This is a genomic window from Pseudomonas sp. p50(2008), assembly GCF_015351605.1.
Classification (GTDB): Bacteria; Pseudomonadota; Gammaproteobacteria; order Pseudomonadales; family Pseudomonadaceae; genus Aquipseudomonas.
In genome coordinates this window covers 1,030,114-1,051,387 of sequence record NZ_JACMYF010000001.1, presented here as the reverse complement: position 1 = coordinate 1,051,387, position 21,274 = coordinate 1,030,114, and the positions used below count along the sequence as shown (strand labels likewise).

Below are 21,274 nucleotides of genomic sequence, written 5' to 3'. Positions count from 1 at the left end.
CCCGATGTTGCTCAGTTATGTACGACTGGTGTTGTTCGCGGCGGGCCTGTTGATCGGCGTGCAAGTGCCGGGTTTTATCAGCGATTACGCCAAGCGGGTCGAAGCCCATCTGATTGAGGCGCAGACCGGCTTGAGCGGTTTTCAAGGCACCGCCAATCAGTTCTTCAAAGGCGACATGCAGGCACTGGTCGCGCATTACCGCGCTAGCGAAGACCCGATTTTTCGCAGCGACGCCGACAGCCTGAGCACCTTGCTCACCCGCCAGATCGCCCTCGATAAACAGTTTCAGGCCATGCAGGGCCCGTGGTACATCCGCGTCCTGCAAGTGGCCCTGGCCGCCGACCCGGATATCCGCAAGGAAACCTGGAATGGCTACAGCTACCAGATTCTGCTGACCCCGGAAGCGATGATCTGGGGCATGAGCGGCGCCTTGCTGCTGTCGTTCGGAATCGAATGCCTGTTCCGCCTGATCGACTGGGTGGTGTTGGGCGGCAAGCGTCTGCGCCAGAGCCGGCCGATTGAAGATCGGGATGTGCGGGGGTTGTAACTAGACTGCACCAGATACACCCAAATCCCTGTAGCAGCTGGCGCAGCCTGCGTCCGCTCCGGGGTCGCGCTCGACCGAAGCAGTCGCTGTCCAGGCACCGTGATACCGGTTTGAAAATCAGGTCCGCTTCGCGCCCCAACGCAGGCTTCGCCAGCTGCTACAGGTTGTCGTGAGGCTTGACTGATCGGCATGCCTGCTTAACTTTCACCAATCTACCGAATAACTCACGCTCAGCGTCCGGCCTTGAGCGTTCGCGTAAGGCGCTCGCGCGTTGGCTTGAGCAAACAGATTTTTGTACGTGCGGTCAGTCAGGTTGTACACCCCGCCTTCAAGACGCCCGACCGGCAAGTGCACCGAACCGAGTAGATCCACCAGCGTATAGCCATTGATATCTCGCCCGTTGTTGTCCTTGGCGGCGGCATCGTAGTTGGCCAGGCGCATGCCTTGCAGACGCAGGGCGTAATCATCCCTGGCGTAGCCGGCAAACAACGTAGTTTTAGCGGGTGAAATACGGGTGGCCGGCAGGTCGATCCATTTGCCGTTCTGTTCGGTTTCCCCTTTGGCCCAGGCGTAGGTGCCGCCGAGCGACCAGTCATCGGTGACACGATACGTCAGGCTGCTTTCGATACCTCGAACCCGCTCTTTCTGATTGATCAGACGCAACACGCGATCATTGGCATCGTAGAACTGGGTCACATCCGACGTGTTTTCATACGCCGTGACATCGGCTTGCCACTGGCTCCAGTTGCCACGCCAGCCCAGCTCGTAACTGTCGACCTTGATAGCCTGCGCATTGAGGCTCTGGATGTTGAAAGTGCTCCTGACATCACGCATGAAACGCTGGATGTCCGGCAGCGAAAAACCCTGGCTGTAGTTGACGAAAATGTCCTGGTTTTCGCTCAGGTGGTAGACCGCACCCAGGTTATACAGCGTGGCGCTGTACTGGAGGGTGTCGCCCGGCAACGTCGCGCGTACACCGGTTTGAACGATTTCACCGTAAGCAATACTGTCGGCGACCTCGCTTTTGATCCATTCACGGCGAATACCGCCACGCAACGTCCAATCACCGATTTCCCATGACATCTGCCCGAAAAGCGCTTTGGTGGTGGTTTCGATGTCAGGTCCCATTTCGTAGGTCGTGCCGGTTTTTGTGTAGGTCAAACCATTAAGGGTGTATTGGTCGCCACGCTGTCGGGAGCGTTCGTGATCGTAGTCGGCGCCCCACACCAGATTACCCGTGGCATTGCCAATGGCTGGAAGCGCCGAATCAATGGCTGCACGCAGGCCGTAGACATCCTGCACGCTGTTGTTGTCGGCGATGCCGGCCTTGCCCCGCGACAGGTCCGGAAAAAACAGCGCGTCGGCCTTGCGCCAGTAGCTTTCCAGTTGCAGACCCTGGCTGTAGAAGTCCTTGTCGGTGTAATTGAGGTTGACTGCCTGATTATGGGTGTAAGGCTGGTCGCCCAGTTTCAACCCTTTGACCGCCACGGCTTGCTGCCGGTTTTTCGGATCCTTGGTGTAGTCGGTGTCTTGTTGGTCCTTGTAGTTCTGCAGCGACAGGCTGAGTTTCTTGTCAGCATCCAGCTCATACCCGAATCGACCTTGCAGGTCATAGGTTTCGGTGTCCATGTTGCTGCCCTGGGACGTGTCCTGAGGGATACGCTTGCCGCTGCCGTCGTATTGGTCGTTGCGCTGGGTCAGGTCGGCGGACACGTACCAGTCCAGCGCATCCCTGCGCCCGGTCGCGCTCTGGAAAACTTCATAGGCCAAGCCTTTTGCATTGAAGTGGTTGCCGCTGGTCAGGCCCAACTTGCTGCTATAGGCGATGTCCTGACCCTGATTACGCTTGGTGATGATGTTGATGATGCCGCCTGAGGCACCGGCACCGTAGACGCTGCTGGCGCCGGAGATCACTTCGATGCGTTCGATGCTCGCCGGCGCAATGCTGTTGAGCTGACGAAAATTATCGCGCGTGGCGTTCTGTGAAACGCCATCGATCAACACCAGCATGTTGCGCCCGCGCAGGGTCTGCCCAAAGTTACTCATTCCGCCGCTGGAAGGTGCAAGGCCGGGAACCAGTTGCCCGAGAATGTCGGAGACCCGACGACCTGCGCCGCTCTGCTCGCGGACCTGCTGTTCATCGATGACCTGAACGGAGCCAGGAATCGAGGCGATGCTCACTTCGTTGCGTGTAGCAGAGACGACGGTGGCCTGGAGGTCCAGGGTGCCGGGCGGCGGCTCGATCTCCTCGGCGAGGCTGGAGGGGCTGAAAGCGCCGAGCAGGGGAATGAGGTACGACAGTCTGGATTGGGTCATGTTGTGGTCTTTTTTTATGATTGAAGTGGTAGAAAGCGTTTTGATACCGGGTGCTGAGGCGAGCTAACGAATCCAGCGAATCCCGAAAGCAGCCAGTGCGTAAGCCACCGCCACCAGCCAGAAACTGTGAGCCAGACCGATCACACCCATGCCGACGCCGCCGACAACAACGCCTAGCAAGGCACCGGCTTTTGCCGCGCTGTTGCCAAGGCCCAAGGCGAAACCGAGTTGATTTGGGGTGACGGTGCAGGCGATCAATGCATAAGCGACGGGAAGCAGGGCGCCTTGCCAGATGCCCCAGATGAGCCGACTGACGAGAAAACCCATCCATTCGTTAGCCAGTGCTGTCGCGGCGAGCGTCAGGGCGCACAGCCAAGCCACACCTTCGATAACGCGCAAGGTTTGAGCCGGCGCCCAACGATCGAACAAGCGCCCCCACATCGGTGCGGACAGTGCAAGGGTCGCGGCGCTTGCCGCGTAAGTGGCCCCGATCAGCCAATTGGGTGCTTGTAAAATGTCGGCGACATACAGGGCGTAAAACGGCTGAGGAATCGTCTTCGCGGCCTGGATCAGTACGATCACCAGCAGCATTGAGACGAGCCAGCCTTTGGGCAGAGGCATTGGGGCAACGGGTTTTTCACGCGCCCTGCGAGTCGTGTCGGCAGGCAGGAGAAGGCTGCCCGCGACGCAAACGAGGCATACCACTGTCGCGCCATAACAGAGAAGGGCAAACCCCGAGACGTCCATCAACCATCCGCCTGCAACGGGGCCCATTAACGAACCGACAGCCGTTGCTGACTGCAAGCGGGCAAGGGTGTGGCCGCGTCTGCACCCGTCGCAGAATGCCAGCGCGTAGGCTTGCGCGGCGGCGAGAAAACCGGCCAGCGCGCCTTGCACCACGCGTAGGCCTACAAGCCACCATGGATCGACGATAACGGCCGCCAGGCCTTGGCATAGCGCGAGTGCCAGCAGTGCGCGGATGATCATCGCCTTGTGCCCGGTACGATCTCCCAATCGGCCCCACACGGGCGTCATCACCATGGCTGCGAGCATCGGGCCGGCGTAGACCAGTGTTGATAACAACGAGGTGTAGCCGACATCCTATGGCCCGAGTAGGTGCTGGATCTGCAAGGGCCAGAACGGGCCGCTCATTTCCATGGCGCCCATGGAAAAGAACTGGATGCTGATCAGCAGTGGCAGCGCCCGCCCGTCAGCGCGCATGTGCGCTTGATCGCAATGGATTGTTCAAGCGCCCGACGATATCGGTGTGACAGTCGAGCAAACGCATGCGCATAAACGATTTGGCTGGCCAATCCTGTTCCAGCAAGGCGAGGCGCTCGGTTTCCCAACGCTGAGGTTCAATGTGCTCGCGCAAGGTATCGAAGCAATGGGTAACGTGAGTGGCCATCCGCTCCCAAAGCAGCCGTTCAGGCACGTTCCAGTGTCGGGCGCACAGCAACGCCAGCTCGCCCAGGTGGCACATGAAGGTGGTGTGCAGAAGTTTGTCGCGGACAAAACCGGGGTCGTCGTAGAGGGTCATTTTCGGGTCATGCAACAGCAGGTCGAGACCCTTTGCGTGCAGCGTCTGGCGATGGATACGAACATCGCCAAAGTCGCGCAGCAGCAGTCGATTCAACTGCCCGTCAGCGCCCATCAGCATGAAGCTGTTTTGCTGGTGCGCTTCGAACGCTATGCCGTACAGGAGGTACATACCCAGCAAACCCGGTACGGCAATCGACACGTAGTCATTGAAGAACGCAAGCATTGCCTCGCTGTCGTCACTGCCCTGAGCCAGTTGGACCCAGTCACGCAACAGCGGTCGTTCGAACTCATCGATGGCGAACAGACTACCGACCGGTACCGCCAATTCACCGTTTTGAATCAAGGTATGCGGGTTGTCGCGGTACACCACGGCCAGATGCCGGGAACGTTCGTCATCGGCTGGCTGAGGTGAGTAATGAACACCGATTCGCTCCGGGACGATGTTCAGCTTGCGGCGTATATCTGGCTCCAGATCCAGAATGTGCAGAAGCAATTGACTGATGCGTGGGCCCATCCTGGCCGAACGCGCAGAGACGGTGCGCTGCACGCTGGTCAGGCGTAATGACACCGGTAATTTGACCATCGGCGCTGTTTGGCTCGCCTCCGGTAATACCGTGCGAAAGGACATGGTCGGGTGGGCAATGAACGCAACGATGTCGGTGATTACCAACAGGTTATCGGCGAGTGCCTCCGCGAAGGTGTGGGGCAGTTCCTCTTGCGCCTGCCAGGGATGAGCGGGCAAGGGGAGGTAGTCCTCGGACTTGAGCCCCATTTGCTCCAGATGTTGATGGAGTTGCTCGCAGGCCTGGTGGAAGTGAGCGTGCCACCACTCCCGATAATCGGGAGTACCGTCCAGTGCTTCGACATGGGCGGAGCCCCGGTGTAACGCGCAAAGGACAATCGCAACACTCGCGTCGAATTCCGGGGACAGTGCAATGACTTGCGTGGCGCTCAAGCCCAGCTTGGTTTTGTAGTTCGGATGCCAGGGATGACCAAGCGTGCCCCATTGCTCGAGCAGTAACGTCGGAATCTCTGAAGCTAGGCCGGCTTTAAGCCAGCCCAAAAGATTGCCGTCGTGTTCGGTGTCAATTTCCTCTCTTAAACGCTCAGTCCATTTGTGGTGAAACGCCAGGCAAAGGGTGTCATTGCGCAGGCTGTCCTCCAGTGCCGTGGACAGACGTTCGAGTACGTTGGCGCAGGGGGCGGGGGAGAAGTGAATACTGAGCTGAGCGAGCAGTTCGCCGGGCGTCAGAATTTTGTGGGGCAAATGACCGGCAGGGAAAAGGGTGACACTGCCGCGCAGGTCCCAGCTGTCCATTCCTGCACCGGTCAAATGATCAAAGCAAAGGTGCGCGTCATCTCCAATGGGCAACCAGCAACGACCGACATCGTCGTAAGTGCAAATATCAGGGTTGATCAGTTTCTCTCGAAACAGCGCCTGCATCAGGCGCTGAAAGCTCCGTTGAGTGGCGGGTTCCAGCGCTTTGATCAGATGATCGAGCGTAATGCGATGGCCCTGAAACGCTTCTGTTTCGAGGGCCTCGCTCCAGTGCGTGAGCAATTGCTGCTGTAGTTGCGTGTAGGCGCGCATTGAGTTCGACTCCTTGTCGACAGTCGTTAGCTGAAAGCGCGCAAAGAGTATTATTTTCGAAAACAATGGTAATGAAGACGATTCCTATTATCGTGTAGGAGGCTTCCTGTTCATACGTTTGGTAACGGTTTGCTCAAGCTGACATACCCTTCACCCACTTTCTGCGCGTACTCCACCAGCACCTGCTGACACAACGCCACAATCTCCTCGACCCATTCCACGCCCACCCGCCACGACACCACCACCTGCAAGTTCGGTGGCCGTTGATCAATGTTCAACAGCGTCAGTTCACCCCGCGCCAATTCCTCGGCGACCAGCACCGGCGGCAATGCACCGATACCAAATCCATCCCGCAGCAAGCGGGTGATGGCGGACACCGAATTCACGCAATTCAGCCGCGGTGCCATCACTCCATTCGCTTGCATCAGGCTCAAAATGTCTTGATGTGGATGGGAGTTTTTCGAGTAGGTGATGATCCGTTCTCGCGCGAGGTCGGTGATGCCCGAGTACTCCCGGTTGTAGAGGGAGTTGCTGGCCGCGATCCAGCCAATGGGATGACTGGCCAGCTCCAGGCTGCGCACGCTTTCCTGGCGCAGCAGGTCGGTTTGCAGGATCACGTCGAGAAAGCCTTTTTGCAGCTGATCGCAGAGGTTGAGCGAGGTATCGGCCACCAACTCGATTTCCACCAGCGGATAGTGGTCAGTCATCTGCGCCACCAACGGGCTGAGCCAGGTGTGAATCACCGTGTCCATCACGCCGATGCGGATCCGTCCGACTTTGCAGGAGCGGGTCTCGATCGAGTGCTTGAGCGCCTGCATGGTGTCCATCATCTGCTCGGCGTATTCGAGCACTTTCAGGCCTTCGGGCGTCAGGCTGACGCCGCGGGAATCGCGCAGGAACAGTTTCACGCCAAGCTCGGTTTCGAGCACCGCGATCCGGCTGGAAATCGATGCTTGAGTGGTGAACAGCTTGTCTGCCGTCAGGCGGAAACTCTTGAGTCGGGCAACCCAGACAAAGGTCTCAAGAAACTTCAAGTTCATGGAATCAACTCGCAGGCTTAAACCGGGGGGATAAATTTTTCTTATGCCTAAGGCGGGTTTTTATTAGTTGGACGCAGTAGGGGCGGGCGTCCAAAAATCGACGCATCCGGTTCCCACGATAGGCGTCGTCGGGGCTCAGAACAATACCAATAAAATTTGCGCGGAGATTCGCCATGAGTGCGCCCGACACGCTCGATACCCCCAAGGCCACGGCTCGCCCGGGACCCTTCGACTGGTATCACAACATCAATCAGCAGGAACGTCGCACCTTCTGGAGTTGCAAGATCGGCTATGGCCTGGACGGCATGGACACCCAGATGCTCAGCTTCGTGGTGCCCACCCTGATTGCCATGTGGGGCATTACCACCGGTGAAGCCGGGCTGATTCACACCAGTACCTTGATCGCTTCGGCCATTGGCGGCTGGGTGGCGGGGATCCTGTCCGATCGCATCGGTCGCGTTCGCACCTTGCAGCTGACGGTGCTGTGGTTCGCCTTCTTCACCTTCCTCTGCGGCTTCGCGCAAAACTACGAACAACTGCTGATCAGCCGCACGTTGATGGGCTTCGGTTTCGGCGGCGAATGGACCGCTGGCGCGGTGTTGATGGGCGAAGTGATTCGCGCCAAGGACCGCGGCAAAGCGGTGGGCATGGTGCAATCGGGATGGGCGCTGGGTTGGGGGCTGACGGCGATTCTGTATGCGCTGCTGTTCTCGGTGTTGCCGCCGGAAGATGCCTGGCGCGCGTTGTTTATCCTGGGGATTGTGCCGGCGATCTTCGTGATTTTCGTCCGGCGGCTGGTCAAGGACCCGGAAATCTACCGCGAAGCCAAGGCTAAACAGGTGCCGGGCAATCAGGCGAAGTTCTACGAGATCTTCGCTCCGGGCATCCTGTTCACCACGATTCGCGCTTCGGTGCTGACCACGGGCGCACTCGGCGGTTACTACGCCATCACCTCCTGGCTGCCGACTTTTCTGAAGAATGAGCGAGGGTTGAGCGTGCTGGGTACGGGCGGTTATCTGGCGATGGTGATCGTCGGCTCCTACGTCGGCTATGTCATCAGCGCGTATTTGACTGACATCCTCGGCCGCAAGAAAAACTTCATTCTGTTTGCCGTCGGCTCTTTCACCATTGTGCTGCTCTACACCCAGTTGCCCGTCAGTAATGGCGTGATGCTCTGGCTGGGCTTCCCGCTGGGCTTTTTTGCCTCGGGGATTTTCAGCGGCATGGGGGCGTTTCTCACGGAGCTGTTTCCGACACGGATTCGCGGTTCAGGCCAGGGCTTTTGCTACAACATCGGCCGGGCGCTGGCGGCATTGTTTCCGCTGTTGATCGGCTTGCTTAGCCAGAAGGTGCCGTTGAGCGTAGGCATCGGGGCATTTGCGGCGGTGTCCTACGGGGTGGTCATACTCGCGGCATTGAGTCTGCCGGAAACACGTGGCAAGCAATTGGATGCGCAGTAATCTGCCTGCATCTGAAAAGAATAAAGCCTACAGGAGTGTTCACCGTGAGCCGCCTGCTATTGAACTGCGACATCGGCGAGAGCTTCGGCAACTGGACCATGGGTCTGGACGCCGAGGTCATGCCCTTCATTGATTGCGCCAACATTGCCTGCGGCTTTCACGCCGGCGACCCGAGCATCATGCGCAAGACCGTCAGCCTCGCCGTGAGCAATGGCGTGCTGATCGGTGCGCATCCGGCTTATCAGGACCTGGTGGGATTTGGTCGGCGTTCCATGGCTTACACCGCCGAGGAACTGCAAGACATTTTGCTTTACCAGATCGGTGCACTGGATGGCATTTGTCGTGCTCAGGGCGGGCGGGTGAGCTACGTCAAACCCCACGGCGCGATGTACAACGACATGATGGCCAACCCCGCGCAATTGCGAGCGGTGCTGCAGGCGGTAGCGGCGTATGACCGGACGTTGCCGCTGATGCTGATGGCGACACGTGACAACAGCGTCGCGCAGCAGCTTGGCAATGAATACGGCATCACGCTGTGGTTCGAAGCGTTCGCCGATCGCGCCTACGACAGCGCCGGCAGGCTTGTTTCGCGTCAACAGCCAGGCGCCGTGCACCATGATCCGGAAAAAATCATCGAACAGGCGCTGACCATTGCCCGGGGCGGCGACCTCACTGCCAGCGATGGCAGTGCCTTGCATTTGCAGGCCAACACCCTTTGCGTTCATGGCGACAACAGCAGTTCAGTCGCTGCCGTGCGACGTATCCGCGAAGCCCTCGATCAGCAGCGTGCGTCATGAAGCTGCGGGTGGAAGTGGTGGCGCTGGATTGCCTGATGGTCCGCCTGTTCGATGAGATCGCAGAGGCCAACATGCCCTGGATGCTCGCGGCCAGTGAAAGCCTGCGGACGGCGTTCGCCGGGCATCTGATCGACCTGGTGCCGTCCTACACAACCTTGATGGTGCATTACGACCTCAGCGCATTGAATCCGTCCCAGGCTCGGGAGTTGATCAGTGCCGCGTTGATCGATCTGTCGCCCAACGCGCGCACCCGCGGCACCTGTCATGTATTGCCGGTCTGGTACGACCTGAGCGTCGGCCCGGAGTTGAACCTGTTATCGCAACGCAGCGGGTTGGCGGTGGCTGACGTAATCCGATGTCACAGCGAGCATGAATATCAAGTGTTCGCCCTGGGCTTCGCGCCGGGATTTGCCTTCATGGGGCTGGTCGAGGAAGTGCTGGCGGCGCCGCGTCTGGATACGCCACGCAAAAAAGTCGCGGCCGGCAGCGTGGGTATCGCCGAGCGGCAGACCGCGGCTTACCCGGTCGTATCGCCCGGTGGCTGGAACCTGATCGGCCGAACCCCGGCCAAATTGTTCGACCGTGAACGCGATGGCTACAGCCTGATGCAACCAGGCGATACGGTACGCTTCGAGGCGGTCAGTCACGCCGAGTTCCTCAACCTGGGTGGCGATGACACGCCACTGGAGGCACAGGCATGAGCCGTCTAACGATAGAAGCGAGCACACCGTTGTGCCTGTTGCAGGATGCGGGTCGGTTCGGCGTGCGGCATCTGGGTGTGACACAGGGCGGGGCGCTGGATTGGCGTTCAATGTCGTGGGCGAACTGGCTGCTGGGCAATGAGCTGGATGCCCCGGTGATTGAAATCACCCTCGGCGGGTTTACCGTGGTCGCGCAAGAGGATTGCGTGCTGGCGCTGGCTGGCGCGGACCTCGGCGCCCACGTGGATGGCGAGGCGCTGGCACCATGGCGCAGTTTCAGGCTGAACAAAGGTCAGCGCTTGCAACTGACTCAGCCGCTGCTTGGGGCTCGGGCTTACTTGGCGGCACCGGGTGGGTTTGATGCGCCGAAGGTATTGGGCAGCAGTTCAACTGTGGTTCGAGAGGCGCTGGGTGGGCCGGACGCAATGGGTCGGGCGCTGGCCAAGGACGCGCAGTTGAGTTATCGGGGGAGCTCGCTGTTACTGCTGCGGGAATTGCCTTTGACACATCGACCGGACTTCCACGACAACAGGCCGTTGGACCTGGTGCTGGGTGCACAGATCGGCGCATTCAGTGGGCAGAGTTCGTTCGACGCGTTCAACAATGTCTGGACCCTGGACAGCCGTGCGGACCGGATGGGCATTCGCTTGCTGGGAACGGCGCTGGAGTATCAGGGCAAGCCAATGATCTCCGAAGGCATCCCGCTCGGTGCCGTTCAGGTGCCGCCGGATGGTCAGCCGATTGTGCTGCTCAATGATCGGCAGACCATTGGCGGGTATCCACGACTGGGCGCGTTGACGCCGTTGGCGTTGGCGCATTTGGCGCAGTGTTTGCCGGGGGCGAAGGTGCGGCTGCGGCCGGTGGTGCAGGACGTGGCGCATCGAGAACAGATCCAATACCTGCATCGATTTCTGAATAGCTAACAGCATCGCGGGCAAGCCCGGCTCCCACAGGTTTCAAGGTGGTTCACCTATTTTGTGAACGACATCAATTCCTTTGGGAGCCGGGCTTGCCCGCGATGGGGGCCGAACGGACGGCAAAGATTATTTGGACAGGTACCGCATCCCTTCCTCCAACCCCCGCAACGTCAGCGGGTACATCTGATCATCAATCAAGTCCCTCACGATGTTGGTCGATGAGGTATAGCCCCACGTATCTTTCGGGTAAGGATTGATCCAGATGACTTTCTTGTACTTCTCCATGAACCGCTGCATCCACACGTAACCGGCTTCTTCGTTCCAGTGTTCGACGCTGCCGCCGGCCTGAGTGATTTCATACGGCGCCATGGCGGCATCACCGATGAAGATCACTTTGTAGTCGGCGCCGTACTTGTGCAGCAAGTCCTGGGTCGACGTGCGCTCGGAAGTGCGGCGCATGTTGTTCTTCCACACCGACTCATAAATGAAGTTGTGGAAGTAGAAGTACTCCAGGTGTTTGAACTCGGTCTTGCAAGCCGAGAACAACTCCTCGCAGATTTTCACATGGGCGTCCATCGAGCCGCCGATGTCGAACAGCAACAACAGCTTCACGGTGTTGCGCCGCTCCGGACGCATCTGGATGTTCAGCAGGCCCGCATCACGCGCGGTGTGGTCGATGGTGCCATCGATGTCCAGTTCCTCCGCCGCACCCTGGCGGGCGAATTTGCGCAGGCGCCGCAGCGCGACCTTGATGTTGCGCGTGCCCAGTTCGACCGAGTCATCAAGGTTTTTGTACTCGCGCTGATCCCAGACCTTGACCGCCTTGCCCTGACGTTTACCGGCATCGCCTACCCGAATGCCTTCCGGGTTGAAGCCACCGGAACCGAACGGGCTGGTACCGCCAGTGCCGATCCACTTGTTGCCACCGGCATGGCGTTCCTTCTGTTCTTCCAGGCGCTTCTTGAATTCTTCGATGAGTTTGTCCAGACCGCCCAGGGACTGGATCGCGGCCCGCTCTTCGTCGGTCAGGGAGCGCTCGAATTCCTTGCGCAACCAGTCTTCAGGAATTAACGCCTGAAGGTGGTCATCGAGCTTTTCCAGGCCATTGAAATAAGCACCGAACGCTCGGTCAAACTTGTCGAAATGCTTTTCGTCCTTCACCAGAATCGCCCGGGACAGGTAATAGAACTCGTCCATATCGGCGAAGGTCACGCGCTGTTTCAGCGCGTTGATCAGGTCCAGCAGCTCACGCACCGAGACCGGAACCTTGGCAGCACGCATTTCATTGAACAGGTTGAGCAGCATGGCGTGGGCCCTTATCGAGTGCCGCGACGGCTCATGAACGCCAGGCGCTCAAGCAATTGCACGTCCTGTTCGTTCTTCACCAAAGCGCCGGCCAGGGGCGGAATGGCCTTGGTCGGATCTCGTTCACGCAGCACCGCTTCGCCAATGTTGTCGGCCATCAGCAGTTTCAGCCAATCCACCAGTTCGGAGGTCGATGGCTTCTTTTTCAGACCCGGCACTTTGCGCACGTCGAAGAACACGTCCAGCGCTTCGCTGACCAGGTCTTTCTTGATGTCCGGGTAGTGCACGTCGACGATTTTCTGCAGCGTAGTGCGGTCCGGGAAGGCGATGTAATGGAAGAAGCAACGGCGCAGGAAAGCGTCCGGCAGCTCTTTCTCGTTGTTGGAAGTAATGATGATGATCGGGCGTTTCTTGGCCTTGATGGTCTCGTCGATTTCGTAAACGTAGAACTCCATCTTGTCGAGTTCTTGCAGCAGGTCGTTCGGGAACTCGATATCGGCCTTGTCGATTTCATCGATCAGCAGGATCACCCGCTCGTCGGACTCGAACGCCTCCCACAGCTTGCCCTTTTTCAGGTAATTGCGAACGTCGTGGACCTTGTCCGTGCCCAGTTGCGAGTCGCGCAAGCGGCTGACCGCGTCATACTCGTACAGGCCCTGATGGGCCTTGGTGGTGGACTTGATGTGCCAGGTGATCAGCTTGGCGCCAAAGGATTCGGCCAGTTGCTCGGCGAGCATGGTCTTGCCGGTGCCTGGCTCGCCCTTGACCAGCAGTGGCCGCTCCAGGGTGATGGCAGCGTTGACCGCCAGCTTCAGGTCATCGGTGGCGACATAGGCCTGGGTGCCTTCGAACTTCATCGGGTAATCCTCGAACGGTGACGCCGACCTGGACGATGCAGGGCGGGGCGGGCTAATTCATTGTGATGCCCGACTATAACTCGCAGGCCAGTCGACTGTGAACGCAGACGGCTTATTCAGTCTCTGAATGGCGCGTCACTTCTTGACTTGTTGCGAGGCGGGGCAACAACTACCGTCACGCGTAAACCTCAACCCGCCTCAGGCTTCGGCCGCTCGTACCGGGCATTGAACGCCTGAACGAATCCGTTGCGCAAAATCTGCAAAAACGCCTGAAACGCGCTGATGTCCTGGCGATGCACGTTGCCGCTGAGCTCCACGCGTGTGGCGAACTGGTTCTTGACCTGGTTCTTCAGCACCGTTTCGGAGCCGCCGACGATGGCTTCCCAGATTGAGCGGAAGATCCCTTTGTCCTTGTTCTCCACATCCTGCTGCCAGTTGAAAACGTCGACGTCCTTTAACAACGGCTTGATATAGCCCTTGAGTTGCCCCTTATTGGCCTCGGCTTCAATCACCACATCGCCATGGCCGGCATTGAAGTCGAACTTGCCATAAGCCGATGCGAAATCATTCATGCGCTTGAGTTCGATGTCCCTGGCCCGCAGGCGAAATTCGAAATCCTCGAAATTGCTTAACGGGTCGAACGTGGCGGTGGTTTCCAGCGGTGCATGCCCGAGCAACAGTGCTTTGCCTTCAAAGCGGGCATCACGTTTGCCTTCTTTATCAACCACGTTGGTCAGGTTGTAGATGCTGGCATTCACCTGGGTCGCGTTCATGTTCACCGGCGGCTTGGAGTTGAAGTTGCGAAAACTGATCTTGCCGTCGTGGATCCGGACTTCGTCCAGGGTAATGGGCAACAGTTTGCTCAACTGAGCGCGCCAGTCAGTGCCCTGACCGGTCTGGGAGTTCTGTTTGTTGGCACCGCCGTCGACGAAGTTCACTTCGGGATTGAAGAACTGCGCCTGGGCCACCACCGCATGGTCGTACCAGAGCGAGTGCCAGCTGACGGATAAGTCGATCAGCGGCGCATTGACGAACGGTACCGGGACTTTGCCGTCAACCTTGACGATCTTAAGCCCGTTGATTTTGTAGGCGCCGCGCCACCACGCCAGGTCAACGTCGGTGATCTGGCCGCGGTAGTCGCCCATGTCCGCCAGCTTGTCGTTCAGGTAGTCGCGCACCAGATAGGGCAGGGCGATATGCAGCGCTATCAGCAGTACGACGAGGCCTGCAAAGGACCACAAGGGCCAACTGTAACGACGTTTCATGATGACAAATCTCCGGCGATGTAAAGCCATTGACTGTTCTTGTTACAGGACGTTCGACCTGACTGGACGACCACGAGCAACAGGCTTACCTTTGAGCGCTATTTCAATGCTGTACAAGGACCCAGCCATGAGCCGTATCTACGCTGACAACGCCCATTCCATTGGCAATACACCGCTGGTGCAGATCAACCGGATCGCTCCGCGCGGCGTGACCATCCTGGCCAAGATCGAAGGGCGCAACCCGGGTTATTCGGTTAAATGCCGGATCGGTGCCAACATGATCTGGGACGCGGAAAGCTCCGGGAAACTCAAGCCCGGCATGACCATCGTCGAACCCACCTCCGGCAATACCGGCATCGGCCTGGCCTTCGTGGCGGCCGCACGGGGTTACAAGCTGATGCTGACCATGCCGGCGTCCATGAGTATCGAGCGCCGCAAGGTGCTCAAGGCTTTGGGTGCCGAGCTGGTGTTGACCGAACCGGCCAAGGGCATGAAAGGCGCCATTGAAAAGGCCGCCGAAATCGTGGCGAGCAATCCCTCCACTTACTTCATGCCGGCGCAGTTCGAGAACCCGGCCAACCCGGCCATCCATGAAAAAACCACCGGGCCAGAGATCTGGAACGACACTGACGGTGCCGTCGATGTGCTGGTGGCTGGCGTTGGAACCGGTGGAACTATTACCGGCGTTTCGCGGTATATCAAGAATACCCAGGGTAAACCCATTATCTCGGTAGCCGTGGAGCCGGTCGTGTCCCCGGTGATCACGCAAGCGCTGGCTGGTGAGGAAATCAAGCCGAGCCCGCACAAGATTCAGGGTATCGGTGCTGGTTTTGTGCCAAAAAACCTGGATTTGTCGATTGTCGACAGGGTGGAGCTGGTGACGGATGACGAGTCCAAAGCCATGGCGCTGCGCCTGATGCAGGAAGAAGGGATCTTGTGCGGTATCTCCTGCGGTGCTGCCATGGCGGTGGCAGTGAGACTGGCTGAGACGCCGGAAATGCAGGGCAAGACGATCGTGGTGATTTTGCCGGACTCTGGCGAGCGCTACCTGTCGAGCATGTTGTTCAGTGATCTGTTTACCGATCAGGAAAATCAGGCATAGGAGCAAATGCCTTCGCTGGTGTAACGCGTTCTCTGTAGCAGCTGGCGCAGCCTGCGTTCGACTGCGAAGCACTCGTAAAATCAGGCAACGCGGTGTTTCAGTAAGTCCGCGCGCTCGGATTTTACGACGGCTTCGCAGTCGAACGCAGGCTGCGCCAGCTGCTACAGATCGTCTGCCGGCATTGAGGGTAGCAAGGTGCTGACTCAGGTCAGCCCCCGTTCAGTAATCCCGTGTTATGAAGTGCTTTGTTACGCAATCTTCAATACTGAATGTTGAATAAAGTGGGTTTTTCCCGAGGCCGGTAGTGATTATCATGGCCGGCTGCCACGTCGGGTAAATGGCGTAGCGCAGAGTTGCCTATTCTCAAGGAGTTGTTGATGACCTTTTCCTTTGCCGCGAAGGCGTCGCTGTTATTGTTGTTTTTGGGCAGCACCCTCTATGTGCATTTGCGCGGCAAGGCGCGATTGCCTGTCCTGCGACAGTTCGTCAACCACTCAGCGCTTTTCGCGCCCTACAACGCCTTGATGTATGTGTTCTCCGCCGTGCCGTCCAGGCCTTACCTGGACCGCAGTAAATTCCCGGAGCTGGACGTACTCAAGGACAATTGGGAAGACATCCGTGACGAAGCGATGCACCTGTTTGACGAGGGTTATATTCGCGCCGCGGAAAAGAATAACGACGCCGGTTTCGGCTCTTTCTTCAAGAAGGGCTGGAAGCGTTTCTACCTCAAGTGGTACGACAAACCGCTGCCTTCTGCCGAAGCCCTGTGCCCGAAAACCGTGGCACTGGTCAGCAGCATCCCCAACGTCAAGGGCGCGATGTTCGCGTTGCTCCCTGGGGGCAGTCACCTGAACCCGCACCGTGATCCGTTCGCGGGCTCCCTGCGGTATCACCTGGGACTGTCGACGCCTAATTCCAACAGCTGCCGGATCTTCGTCGATGGTCAGGAATACGCCTGGCGCGATGGCGAAGACGTGATGTTCGATGAGACCTATGTTCACTGGGTCAAGAATGAAACCGAAAAGACTCGAGTGATCCTGTTCTGTGACATCGAGCGACCGCTCAGCAATCGGTTCATGACCCGTATCAACCGCTACATCAGTGGCTGGCTCGGCCGCGCCACGGCGCCGCAGAACCTGGATGATGAACGTGTTGGCGGGATTAATCAGGTGTACGCCTGGAGCAAGAACTCCAGCGACCGGTTCAGTGGCGTGATCAAACAGTGGAAGCGTCGTCATCCCAAGGCTTACCGAGTGCTGCGGCCAGTATTGGCGGTGGTGGTGCTGGTGGCGTTGGGGTATTGGCTGTTTGGATAAAAACACGCTTTTTGTAGCAGCTGGCGCAGCCTGCGTCCGGCTGCGAAACAGTCGCAAGAGTTTAAAGTGAGGTTTTTCTGAAGCACCGTGTCGCCTGATGCACGACTGCTTCGCAGTCGGACGCAGGCTGCGCCAGCTGCTACAGGTTGTATTACGTTCGATACTCGTCCATTGCAATCCATATCACCCACTGGTTATAGTCGCCGCTCGGTGTTCTCCAACCCGCCGTCCACTCATCAAAAAAGATCAGCCCATGCCAGCTTCCTTCCTCAACGCGGTAGTCGATTCAGCGGTCAACGCTGGCGTCGTGCCGTGCGGGAATCAGCAGCCTGTGCAGATCAGTCATTACCCCCCACCTGTTCGTAGCACGCCGGTGTACGCAGTCGTATCACCGCCGGGCGTCGGCGTTTCGGGCTGATCAGCTTCGTCTTGCTGTTCCCCGCGCCCGCCTGAAAAAACCTACTGAACTTCAGCTCCGGCTGGATTGGCTTTTTGCCTGACTACAGGTGGTATTCATGTTTGTCCTTTCGAAAAAAACCGCGCTCGCGGCGGCGTCCACGAGCCTGTTCGTTCTGCTGTGGAGCAGCGGAGCGATCTTCTCCAAATGGGGGCTGGCCCACGCGTCACCCTTTGCCTTTCTGCTCATTCGCTTCGCCATTGCCTTCTGTGGATTGGCGCTGCTGACGCCGTTGCTCAAGCTGAAACTGCCCAAGGGCGGCAAGCCGATGTTGTATGCGATGGCCGCGGGCGTGGTGCTGTTGGGGGCCTATCAGATTTTTTATCTGCTGGCCCTGGACCTCAAAGTCACGCCTGGCGTCATGGCGACGATCATGGGCGTGCAGCCGATCCTGACCGTGGTGATCATGGAGCGGCAGCGATCGATCAGCCGGATGTTCGGGCTGGCGCTGGGGCTGGCCGGATTGATCATGGTGGTTTACCAAGGCATCGGTCTGGCCGGGATGTCGCTGGCCGGGATGGTCTTCGGTCTGTTGGCGCTGGCGAGCATGACGTTCGGTTCGATCATGCAAAAGCGCATCACTGAAAATCCCCTCGGCACGCTGCCTGTGCAATACCTCGCCGGCCTGTTGCTGTGCGGGATTTTCGTGCCGTTCCAGCCATTTCACTTCGAGCACAGCAGCGGTTTCATCGTGCCGGTGTTATGGATGGGCTTGGTAGTTTCGGTGCTGGCGACGCTGCTGCTGTACCGGTTGATCGCTCGGGGCAATCTGGTGAATGTCACCAGTCTGTTTTACCTGGTGCCCGCGGTGACGGCGGTGATGGATTACCTGTTTTTCGGTAATCGGTTGGCGACGCTGAGCATGCTCGGCATGTTGCTCATCATCGTCGGGCTGGTGTTTGTGTTCCGCAAACCGGCATAAGAGAGCGCGAAGAAACCAGAAGGCCCGGAGTACTGCTCCGGGCCTTTTTTATTTGGTCAACGCGTGCTCCGCCCGCACCGAATTCATGAACGCCTGCATGGCCGATGATTGAATGCGATGCCGCCGGGTGATCAGCCCAAAAGGCGGCAGCCGTGCTTCGAACTTGATCGGCAACACCGCCAGCAAGTCTCGACCGGCATAATCCTCGACCACCGACACCGGCGTGACACCGAGCATGTCGGTCTGCTGAATCAACGACAGCAAGGTCATGATCGATGTGGTTTCGACAATGCTGCTGGGGATATCGACCCGCGCATTGTGGAACACCTGATTGATGATCGCGCGCATCGGGCTTGGCTGCTGCTGCAGCACCCAGGTCATGTTCTGCAATTCGGCCCAGCTCAGTTGTGTCGCTTTTGCCAACGGATTATGCGCGCCAGCGATGACGCACAACGCCTCTTCGCCGAGGCTGTCGAACAGCAATTCTTCGGCCCGGGCACCCGCCGGAATCCGCCCCAGTACGATGTCCAGTTGATCCTGCAGTAACGCCTGCACCAGCACGTCGCTGGTGTCGACCTGGATGCTCATGGACAACCGGGGATGGCTTTGTTTCAAGGTCGCGATGGTTCGGGTTAACAGCCCCGAGGCCAGCGCGGGGATCGCGCCGACGGCAACCCGACCCAGGTTGCCGGACTGCAGCGCCACCAGTTCTTCGCGCATGCCGCTGAGTTCGGCGAACACCATACGGGCGTAATAGGTGACGGTTTCCCCGAACGGGGTAGCGCGCATGCCCCGAGGCAGACGTTCGAAGAGCTCGACGCCCAGCAGGTCCTCGGCTTCATGGAGCATCTTGGTTGCGGCGGGTTGGGTCATGCCGATGTGGTCAGCGGCCCGGCGCAACGAACCGAATTCCTCCAACGCGAGCATCAGCCGCAATTGGCGCAGACGCAGTCGACTGTGGATCACATTGGCTTCTGGAATTCGGGTCATGGGCTCGACTCGCAAAAAAGACTGCGGCAAGCCTGACAACAAATGTCAGGCGTTGCCAGCATTGCTGTGTCACAGCACCGATTTTGGTTTGGCGACAGCGGGTTTGCGCAAGCCCATCAGGGTTTGCAACGCCTTGGAAATCAGTGGCCAGAACAGCATCAGCAGCGCCGCCGTCGTCAGGCAACCCACCAACGGGTTGGACCAGAAAATCCCAAGTTGTCCGTCTGAGAACAGCATCGACTGACGGAACGCATCTTCAGCCTTGTCCCCCAGAACAGCGGCCAGTACCAGTGGCGCAATCGGGTAACCGAGCTTCTTGAACAGGTACCCCAGCGCACCAAAGCCCAGCATCAGCACCACGTCGAAGAACGAGTTGTGCACCGAGTACGCGCCAATGGTGCAGACCATGATGATGATCGGCGCAATGATGGAAAACGGGATACGCAGGATCGAAGCGAACAATGGCACCGTGGCCAACACCACGATCAGGCTCACGACGTTACCCAGGTACATGCTGGCAATCAGTCCCCAGACGAAATCATGCTGCTCGACGAACAGCGTCGGCCCAGGGTGCAGGCCCCAGATCATCAACCCGCCAAGCATCACTGCCGCCGTGGCAGAACCGGGAATGCCCAGGGTCAGCATCGGCAGCAGGGCACTGGTGCCCGCCGCATGGTCAGCGGTCTCCGGAGCAATCACCCCTTCAAGTTCACCCTTGCCGAAGTTGTCGCGGTTCTTCGAGAAACGTCGCGCCAGGCTGTAGCTCATGAACGATGCCGCCGTCGGACCGCCAGGCGTAATGCCCATCCAGCAACCCACCAGCGTGCTGCGCAAAATGGTCCACCAGTAACGCGGCAACTTGGCCCAGGTGCGCAAGATCACCATCGGTGTAATGCGTGCGTGCTCGCCGCGAAACACCAGGCCTTCCTCGACGGTGCAGAGAATTTCACCGATACCGAACAGGCCGATTACCGCCACTTCGAAACTGATGCCGGTCATGAGGGCCGGTTGATCGAAAGTCAGGCGCAGGTTGCCTGACACCGTGTCCATGCCAACTGCGGCCATGGCGAAACCGATCATCATGGCGACCACGGTTTTCAGCGGCGGATTTTTGCTCATGCCAATGAATGTGCAGAACGCCAACAGGTACACCGCGAAGAACTCCGGCGAACTGAAGGACATGGCGAATTCGGCAATGCGCGTCGACAAAAAGGTCAGCAGCAACACGCCAGCCAGCGCGCCAATCAGTGCCGAGCTGAACGCTGCGGTGAGGGCTTCGGCGGCGCGACCTTCACGGGCCATCGGGTAGCCGTCGAAGGTGGTCGCCACCGATGAGGGCTCACCGGGAATGTTGAACAGGATCGAGGTAATCGAGCCGCCAAACAGCGCGCCCCAATACATGCACGACAACAGGATGATCGCCGAGACCGGCGACATGGTGAACGTCAGCGGCAACAGCAGCGCCACGCCATTAGGGGCACCGAGACCGGGCAACACACCGACCAGAATGCCCAGCAGCACGCCGATCACCATCAGGCCGATATGGCCCGGGGTCAGGATCAGGTTCATGCCTTGCAGCAGGGAATCGAACTCGCTCATTTGAAAGATCTCCCGACCTGGGCAATCCAGTCGCCCATCGGGCCGGCATCCAGCGGGACCTTGAACCACAGTGCGAAAATCAGATAGCTGGCAAGCACGGCACCGAGGGACACGGTGGCGATCATCAACTTGCTGTAGGGCTGGGTACGGACCTTGTCACGCCACATGAACCAGGCGATGAAACAGGCTGAGGCGACATAAATGCCCGTCAACGGCATGGCCGCCACGAACAGCGCAATCGGGATAAACACCGATATCACTTGCTTGAACGCGCTACGGCTGACGAATGAAATGCTCAGGGCTTGCCAGCGCACCAGGGTCAATACGCCGTTGCCCACACTGGCCGCGCTCAACATCAGGCCGATGTAGAAGGGAAAATAACCCGGCTCGGGGCCGGAATCGCCCCAGCCGATACCTTGTTCGATACTGCCAAACATCACCACCGCGCCGATCAGCGTGGTGAACAATGTCAGGCCGAGTTCGACCCAGCGGGTGCCGACCAGCGCGGGTGAATCCGAAGAATGAGACATGAAAGCACCTCCAGAAGGTG

The 21,274-nt window shown here is 58.7% G+C and carries 18 protein-coding genes and 1 pseudogene; 9 read left to right on the top strand and 10 right to left on the bottom strand.

What is annotated here, in order from left to right; all coding sequences use genetic code 11:
* Window positions 1–4: 4 nt before the first annotated feature.
* A complete protein-coding gene (locus H7698_RS04700) occupies window positions 5–547 on the top strand; it encodes a DUF2937 family protein (RefSeq protein ID WP_162436922.1) in 543 nt (180 codons plus the stop codon).
* 204 nt (window positions 548–751) lie between these two features.
* Here the strand turns inward: H7698_RS04700 and H7698_RS04695 are convergent, their stop codons facing one another.
* The 4 genes and pseudogenes from H7698_RS04695 to H7698_RS04680 all read right to left on the bottom strand — a co-directional run bounded on the left by H7698_RS04695 (window position 752) and on the right by H7698_RS04680 (window position 7,036).
* Entirely contained in the window at window positions 752–2,863 is a 2,112-nt protein-coding gene (locus H7698_RS04695) for a TonB-dependent receptor (RefSeq protein ID WP_194690723.1), read from the bottom strand.
* 63 nt (window positions 2,864–2,926) lie between these two features.
* Window positions 2,927–4,084, bottom strand: a pseudogene (locus H7698_RS04690) (MFS transporter).
* The gene (locus H7698_RS04685; protein WP_194690722.1) at window positions 4,074–5,996 is read right to left on the bottom strand and encodes an IucA/IucC family protein; all 1,923 of its coding nucleotides are present in this window, start codon (window positions 5,994–5,996) and stop codon (window positions 4,074–4,076) included. Before H7698_RS04685 ends, H7698_RS04690 begins: the two are co-directional and overlap by 11 nt.
* Before the next feature lie 110 nt (window positions 5,997–6,106).
* Complete coding sequence (locus H7698_RS04680; protein ID WP_162436918.1) at window positions 6,107–7,036, bottom strand: LysR family transcriptional regulator; 930 nt, start codon at window positions 7,034–7,036, stop codon at window positions 6,107–6,109.
* A gap of 173 nt (window positions 7,037–7,209) precedes the next feature.
* Here H7698_RS04680 and H7698_RS04675 point away from each other — a divergent pair, with 173 nt between their 5' ends.
* The 4 genes from H7698_RS04675 to H7698_RS04660 are packed head-to-tail and all read left to right on the top strand — an operon-like array spanning window position 7,210 to window position 10,917.
* The gene (locus H7698_RS04675) at window positions 7,210–8,496 is read left to right on the top strand and encodes an MFS transporter (protein ID WP_162436917.1); all 1,287 of its coding nucleotides are present in this window, start codon (window positions 7,210–7,212) and stop codon (window positions 8,494–8,496) included.
* 44 nt (window positions 8,497–8,540) lie between these two features.
* Window positions 8,541–9,293 (top strand): 5-oxoprolinase subunit PxpA, encoded by a 753-nt coding sequence (locus H7698_RS04670; RefSeq protein WP_194690721.1) that lies wholly within the window; start codon window positions 8,541–8,543, stop codon window positions 9,291–9,293.
* On the top strand, window positions 9,290–9,994 hold the full coding sequence (locus H7698_RS04665; RefSeq protein ID WP_194690720.1) for a 5-oxoprolinase subunit B family protein: 705 nt from the start codon (window positions 9,290–9,292) through the stop codon (window positions 9,992–9,994). Before H7698_RS04670 ends, H7698_RS04665 begins: the two co-directional genes overlap by 4 nt.
* On the top strand, window positions 9,991–10,917 hold the full coding sequence (locus H7698_RS04660; RefSeq protein ID WP_194690719.1) for a biotin-dependent carboxyltransferase family protein: 927 nt from the start codon (window positions 9,991–9,993) through the stop codon (window positions 10,915–10,917). The genes H7698_RS04665 and H7698_RS04660 overlap by 4 nt, the downstream gene beginning before the upstream one ends.
* 120 nt (window positions 10,918–11,037) lie before the next feature.
* Here H7698_RS04660 and H7698_RS04655 read toward each other — a convergent pair whose 3' ends face one another.
* The 3 genes from H7698_RS04655 to H7698_RS04645 all read right to left on the bottom strand — a co-directional run bounded on the left by H7698_RS04655 (window position 11,038) and on the right by H7698_RS04645 (window position 14,338).
* Window positions 11,038–12,216 carry a vWA domain-containing protein gene (locus H7698_RS04655; RefSeq protein ID WP_122837858.1) on the bottom strand — a complete coding sequence of 393 codons (1,179 nt, stop codon included), beginning with the start codon at window positions 12,214–12,216 and terminating at the stop codon, window positions 11,038–11,040.
* Window positions 12,217–12,227: 11 nt separating this feature from the next.
* Entirely contained in the window at window positions 12,228–13,073 is an 846-nt protein-coding gene (locus H7698_RS04650) for an AAA family ATPase (protein ID WP_162436913.1), read from the bottom strand.
* A 188-nt stretch (window positions 13,074–13,261) separates the two neighbouring features.
* A complete protein-coding gene (locus H7698_RS04645; protein WP_194690718.1) occupies window positions 13,262–14,338 on the bottom strand; it encodes a DUF748 domain-containing protein in 1,077 nt (358 codons plus the stop codon).
* 127 nt (window positions 14,339–14,465) lie between these two features.
* Between H7698_RS04645 and cysK the strand changes: the two genes are divergently transcribed.
* From cysK to H7698_RS04625, 4 genes are all read left to right on the top strand, one after another.
* Complete coding sequence (cysK, locus tag H7698_RS04640; protein WP_162436909.1) at window positions 14,466–15,440, top strand: cysteine synthase A; 975 nt, start codon at window positions 14,466–14,468, stop codon at window positions 15,438–15,440.
* A 377-nt stretch (window positions 15,441–15,817) separates the two neighbouring features.
* A complete protein-coding gene (locus H7698_RS04635) occupies window positions 15,818–16,756 on the top strand; it encodes an aspartyl/asparaginyl beta-hydroxylase domain-containing protein (RefSeq protein WP_194690717.1) in 939 nt (312 codons plus the stop codon).
* A gap of 253 nt (window positions 16,757–17,009) precedes the next feature.
* Complete coding sequence (locus H7698_RS04630; protein WP_194690716.1) at window positions 17,010–17,174, top strand: hypothetical protein; 165 nt, start codon at window positions 17,010–17,012, stop codon at window positions 17,172–17,174.
* Window positions 17,175–17,271: 97 nt separating this feature from the next.
* Window positions 17,272–18,135 carry a DMT family transporter gene (locus H7698_RS04625; protein WP_194690715.1) on the top strand — a complete coding sequence of 288 codons (864 nt, stop codon included), beginning with the start codon at window positions 17,272–17,274 and terminating at the stop codon, window positions 18,133–18,135.
* 48 nt (window positions 18,136–18,183) lie between these two features.
* Here H7698_RS04625 and H7698_RS04620 read toward each other — a convergent pair whose 3' ends face one another.
* The 3 genes from H7698_RS04620 to H7698_RS04610 all read right to left on the bottom strand — a co-directional run bounded on the left by H7698_RS04620 (window position 18,184) and on the right by H7698_RS04610 (window position 21,254).
* Window positions 18,184–19,125, bottom strand: a complete 942-nt coding sequence (locus tag H7698_RS04620) for a LysR family transcriptional regulator (protein WP_194690714.1) — start codon at window positions 19,123–19,125, stop codon at window positions 18,184–18,186.
* A gap of 69 nt (window positions 19,126–19,194) precedes the next feature.
* Window positions 19,195–20,724, bottom strand: a complete 1,530-nt coding sequence (locus H7698_RS04615; protein ID WP_162436905.1) for a tripartite tricarboxylate transporter permease — start codon at window positions 20,722–20,724, stop codon at window positions 19,195–19,197.
* Window positions 20,721–21,254: a tripartite tricarboxylate transporter TctB family protein gene (locus H7698_RS04610; RefSeq protein WP_162436904.1), complete on the bottom strand. Its 534-nt coding sequence runs from the start codon at window positions 21,252–21,254 to the stop codon at window positions 20,721–20,723. The genes H7698_RS04615 and H7698_RS04610 overlap by 4 nt, the downstream gene beginning before the upstream one ends.
* Between the last annotated feature and the right edge of the window lie 20 nt (window positions 21,255–21,274).

Excerpts from the sequence above, each read along its gene's own strand:
- H7698_RS04645 (WP_194690718.1), bottom strand. The coding sequence starts at position 14,338 with ATGAAACGTCGTTACAGTTGGCCCTTGTGGTCCTTTGCAGGCCTCGTC.
- H7698_RS04655 (WP_122837858.1), bottom strand. The coding sequence starts at position 12,216 with ATGCTGCTCAACCTGTTCAATGAAATGCGTGCTGCCAAGGTTCCGGTC.
- H7698_RS04680 (WP_162436918.1), bottom strand. The coding sequence starts at position 7,036 with ATGAACTTGAAGTTTCTTGAGACCTTTGTCTGGGTTGCCCGACTCAAG.
- H7698_RS04675 (WP_162436917.1), top strand. The coding sequence starts at position 7,210 with ATGAGTGCGCCCGACACGCTCGATACCCCCAAGGCCACGGCTCGCCCG.
- H7698_RS04665 (WP_194690720.1), top strand. The coding sequence starts at position 9,290 with ATGAAGCTGCGGGTGGAAGTGGTGGCGCTGGATTGCCTGATGGTCCGC.
- H7698_RS04685 (WP_194690722.1), bottom strand. The coding sequence starts at position 5,996 with ATGCGCGCCTACACGCAACTACAGCAGCAATTGCTCACGCACTGGAGC.
- H7698_RS04615 (WP_162436905.1), bottom strand. The coding sequence starts at position 20,724 with ATGAGCGAGTTCGATTCCCTGCTGCAAGGCATGAACCTGATCCTGACC.
- H7698_RS04620 (WP_194690714.1), bottom strand. The coding sequence starts at position 19,125 with ATGACCCGAATTCCAGAAGCCAATGTGATCCACAGTCGACTGCGTCTG.
- H7698_RS04695 (WP_194690723.1), bottom strand. The coding sequence starts at position 2,863 with ATGACCCAATCCAGACTGTCGTACCTCATTCCCCTGCTCGGCGCTTTC.
- H7698_RS04660 (WP_194690719.1), top strand. The coding sequence starts at position 9,991 with ATGAGCCGTCTAACGATAGAAGCGAGCACACCGTTGTGCCTGTTGCAG.
- H7698_RS04635 (WP_194690717.1), top strand. The coding sequence starts at position 15,818 with ATGACCTTTTCCTTTGCCGCGAAGGCGTCGCTGTTATTGTTGTTTTTG.
- cysK (WP_162436909.1), top strand. The coding sequence starts at position 14,466 with ATGAGCCGTATCTACGCTGACAACGCCCATTCCATTGGCAATACACCG.
- H7698_RS04625 (WP_194690715.1), top strand. The coding sequence starts at position 17,272 with ATGTTTGTCCTTTCGAAAAAAACCGCGCTCGCGGCGGCGTCCACGAGC.
- H7698_RS04630 (WP_194690716.1), top strand. The coding sequence starts at position 17,010 with ATGCCAGCTTCCTTCCTCAACGCGGTAGTCGATTCAGCGGTCAACGCT.
- H7698_RS04610 (WP_162436904.1), bottom strand. The coding sequence starts at position 21,254 with ATGTCTCATTCTTCGGATTCACCCGCGCTGGTCGGCACCCGCTGGGTC.
- H7698_RS04650 (WP_162436913.1), bottom strand. The coding sequence starts at position 13,073 with ATGAAGTTCGAAGGCACCCAGGCCTATGTCGCCACCGATGACCTGAAG.
- H7698_RS04700 (WP_162436922.1), top strand. The coding sequence starts at position 5 with ATGTTGCTCAGTTATGTACGACTGGTGTTGTTCGCGGCGGGCCTGTTG.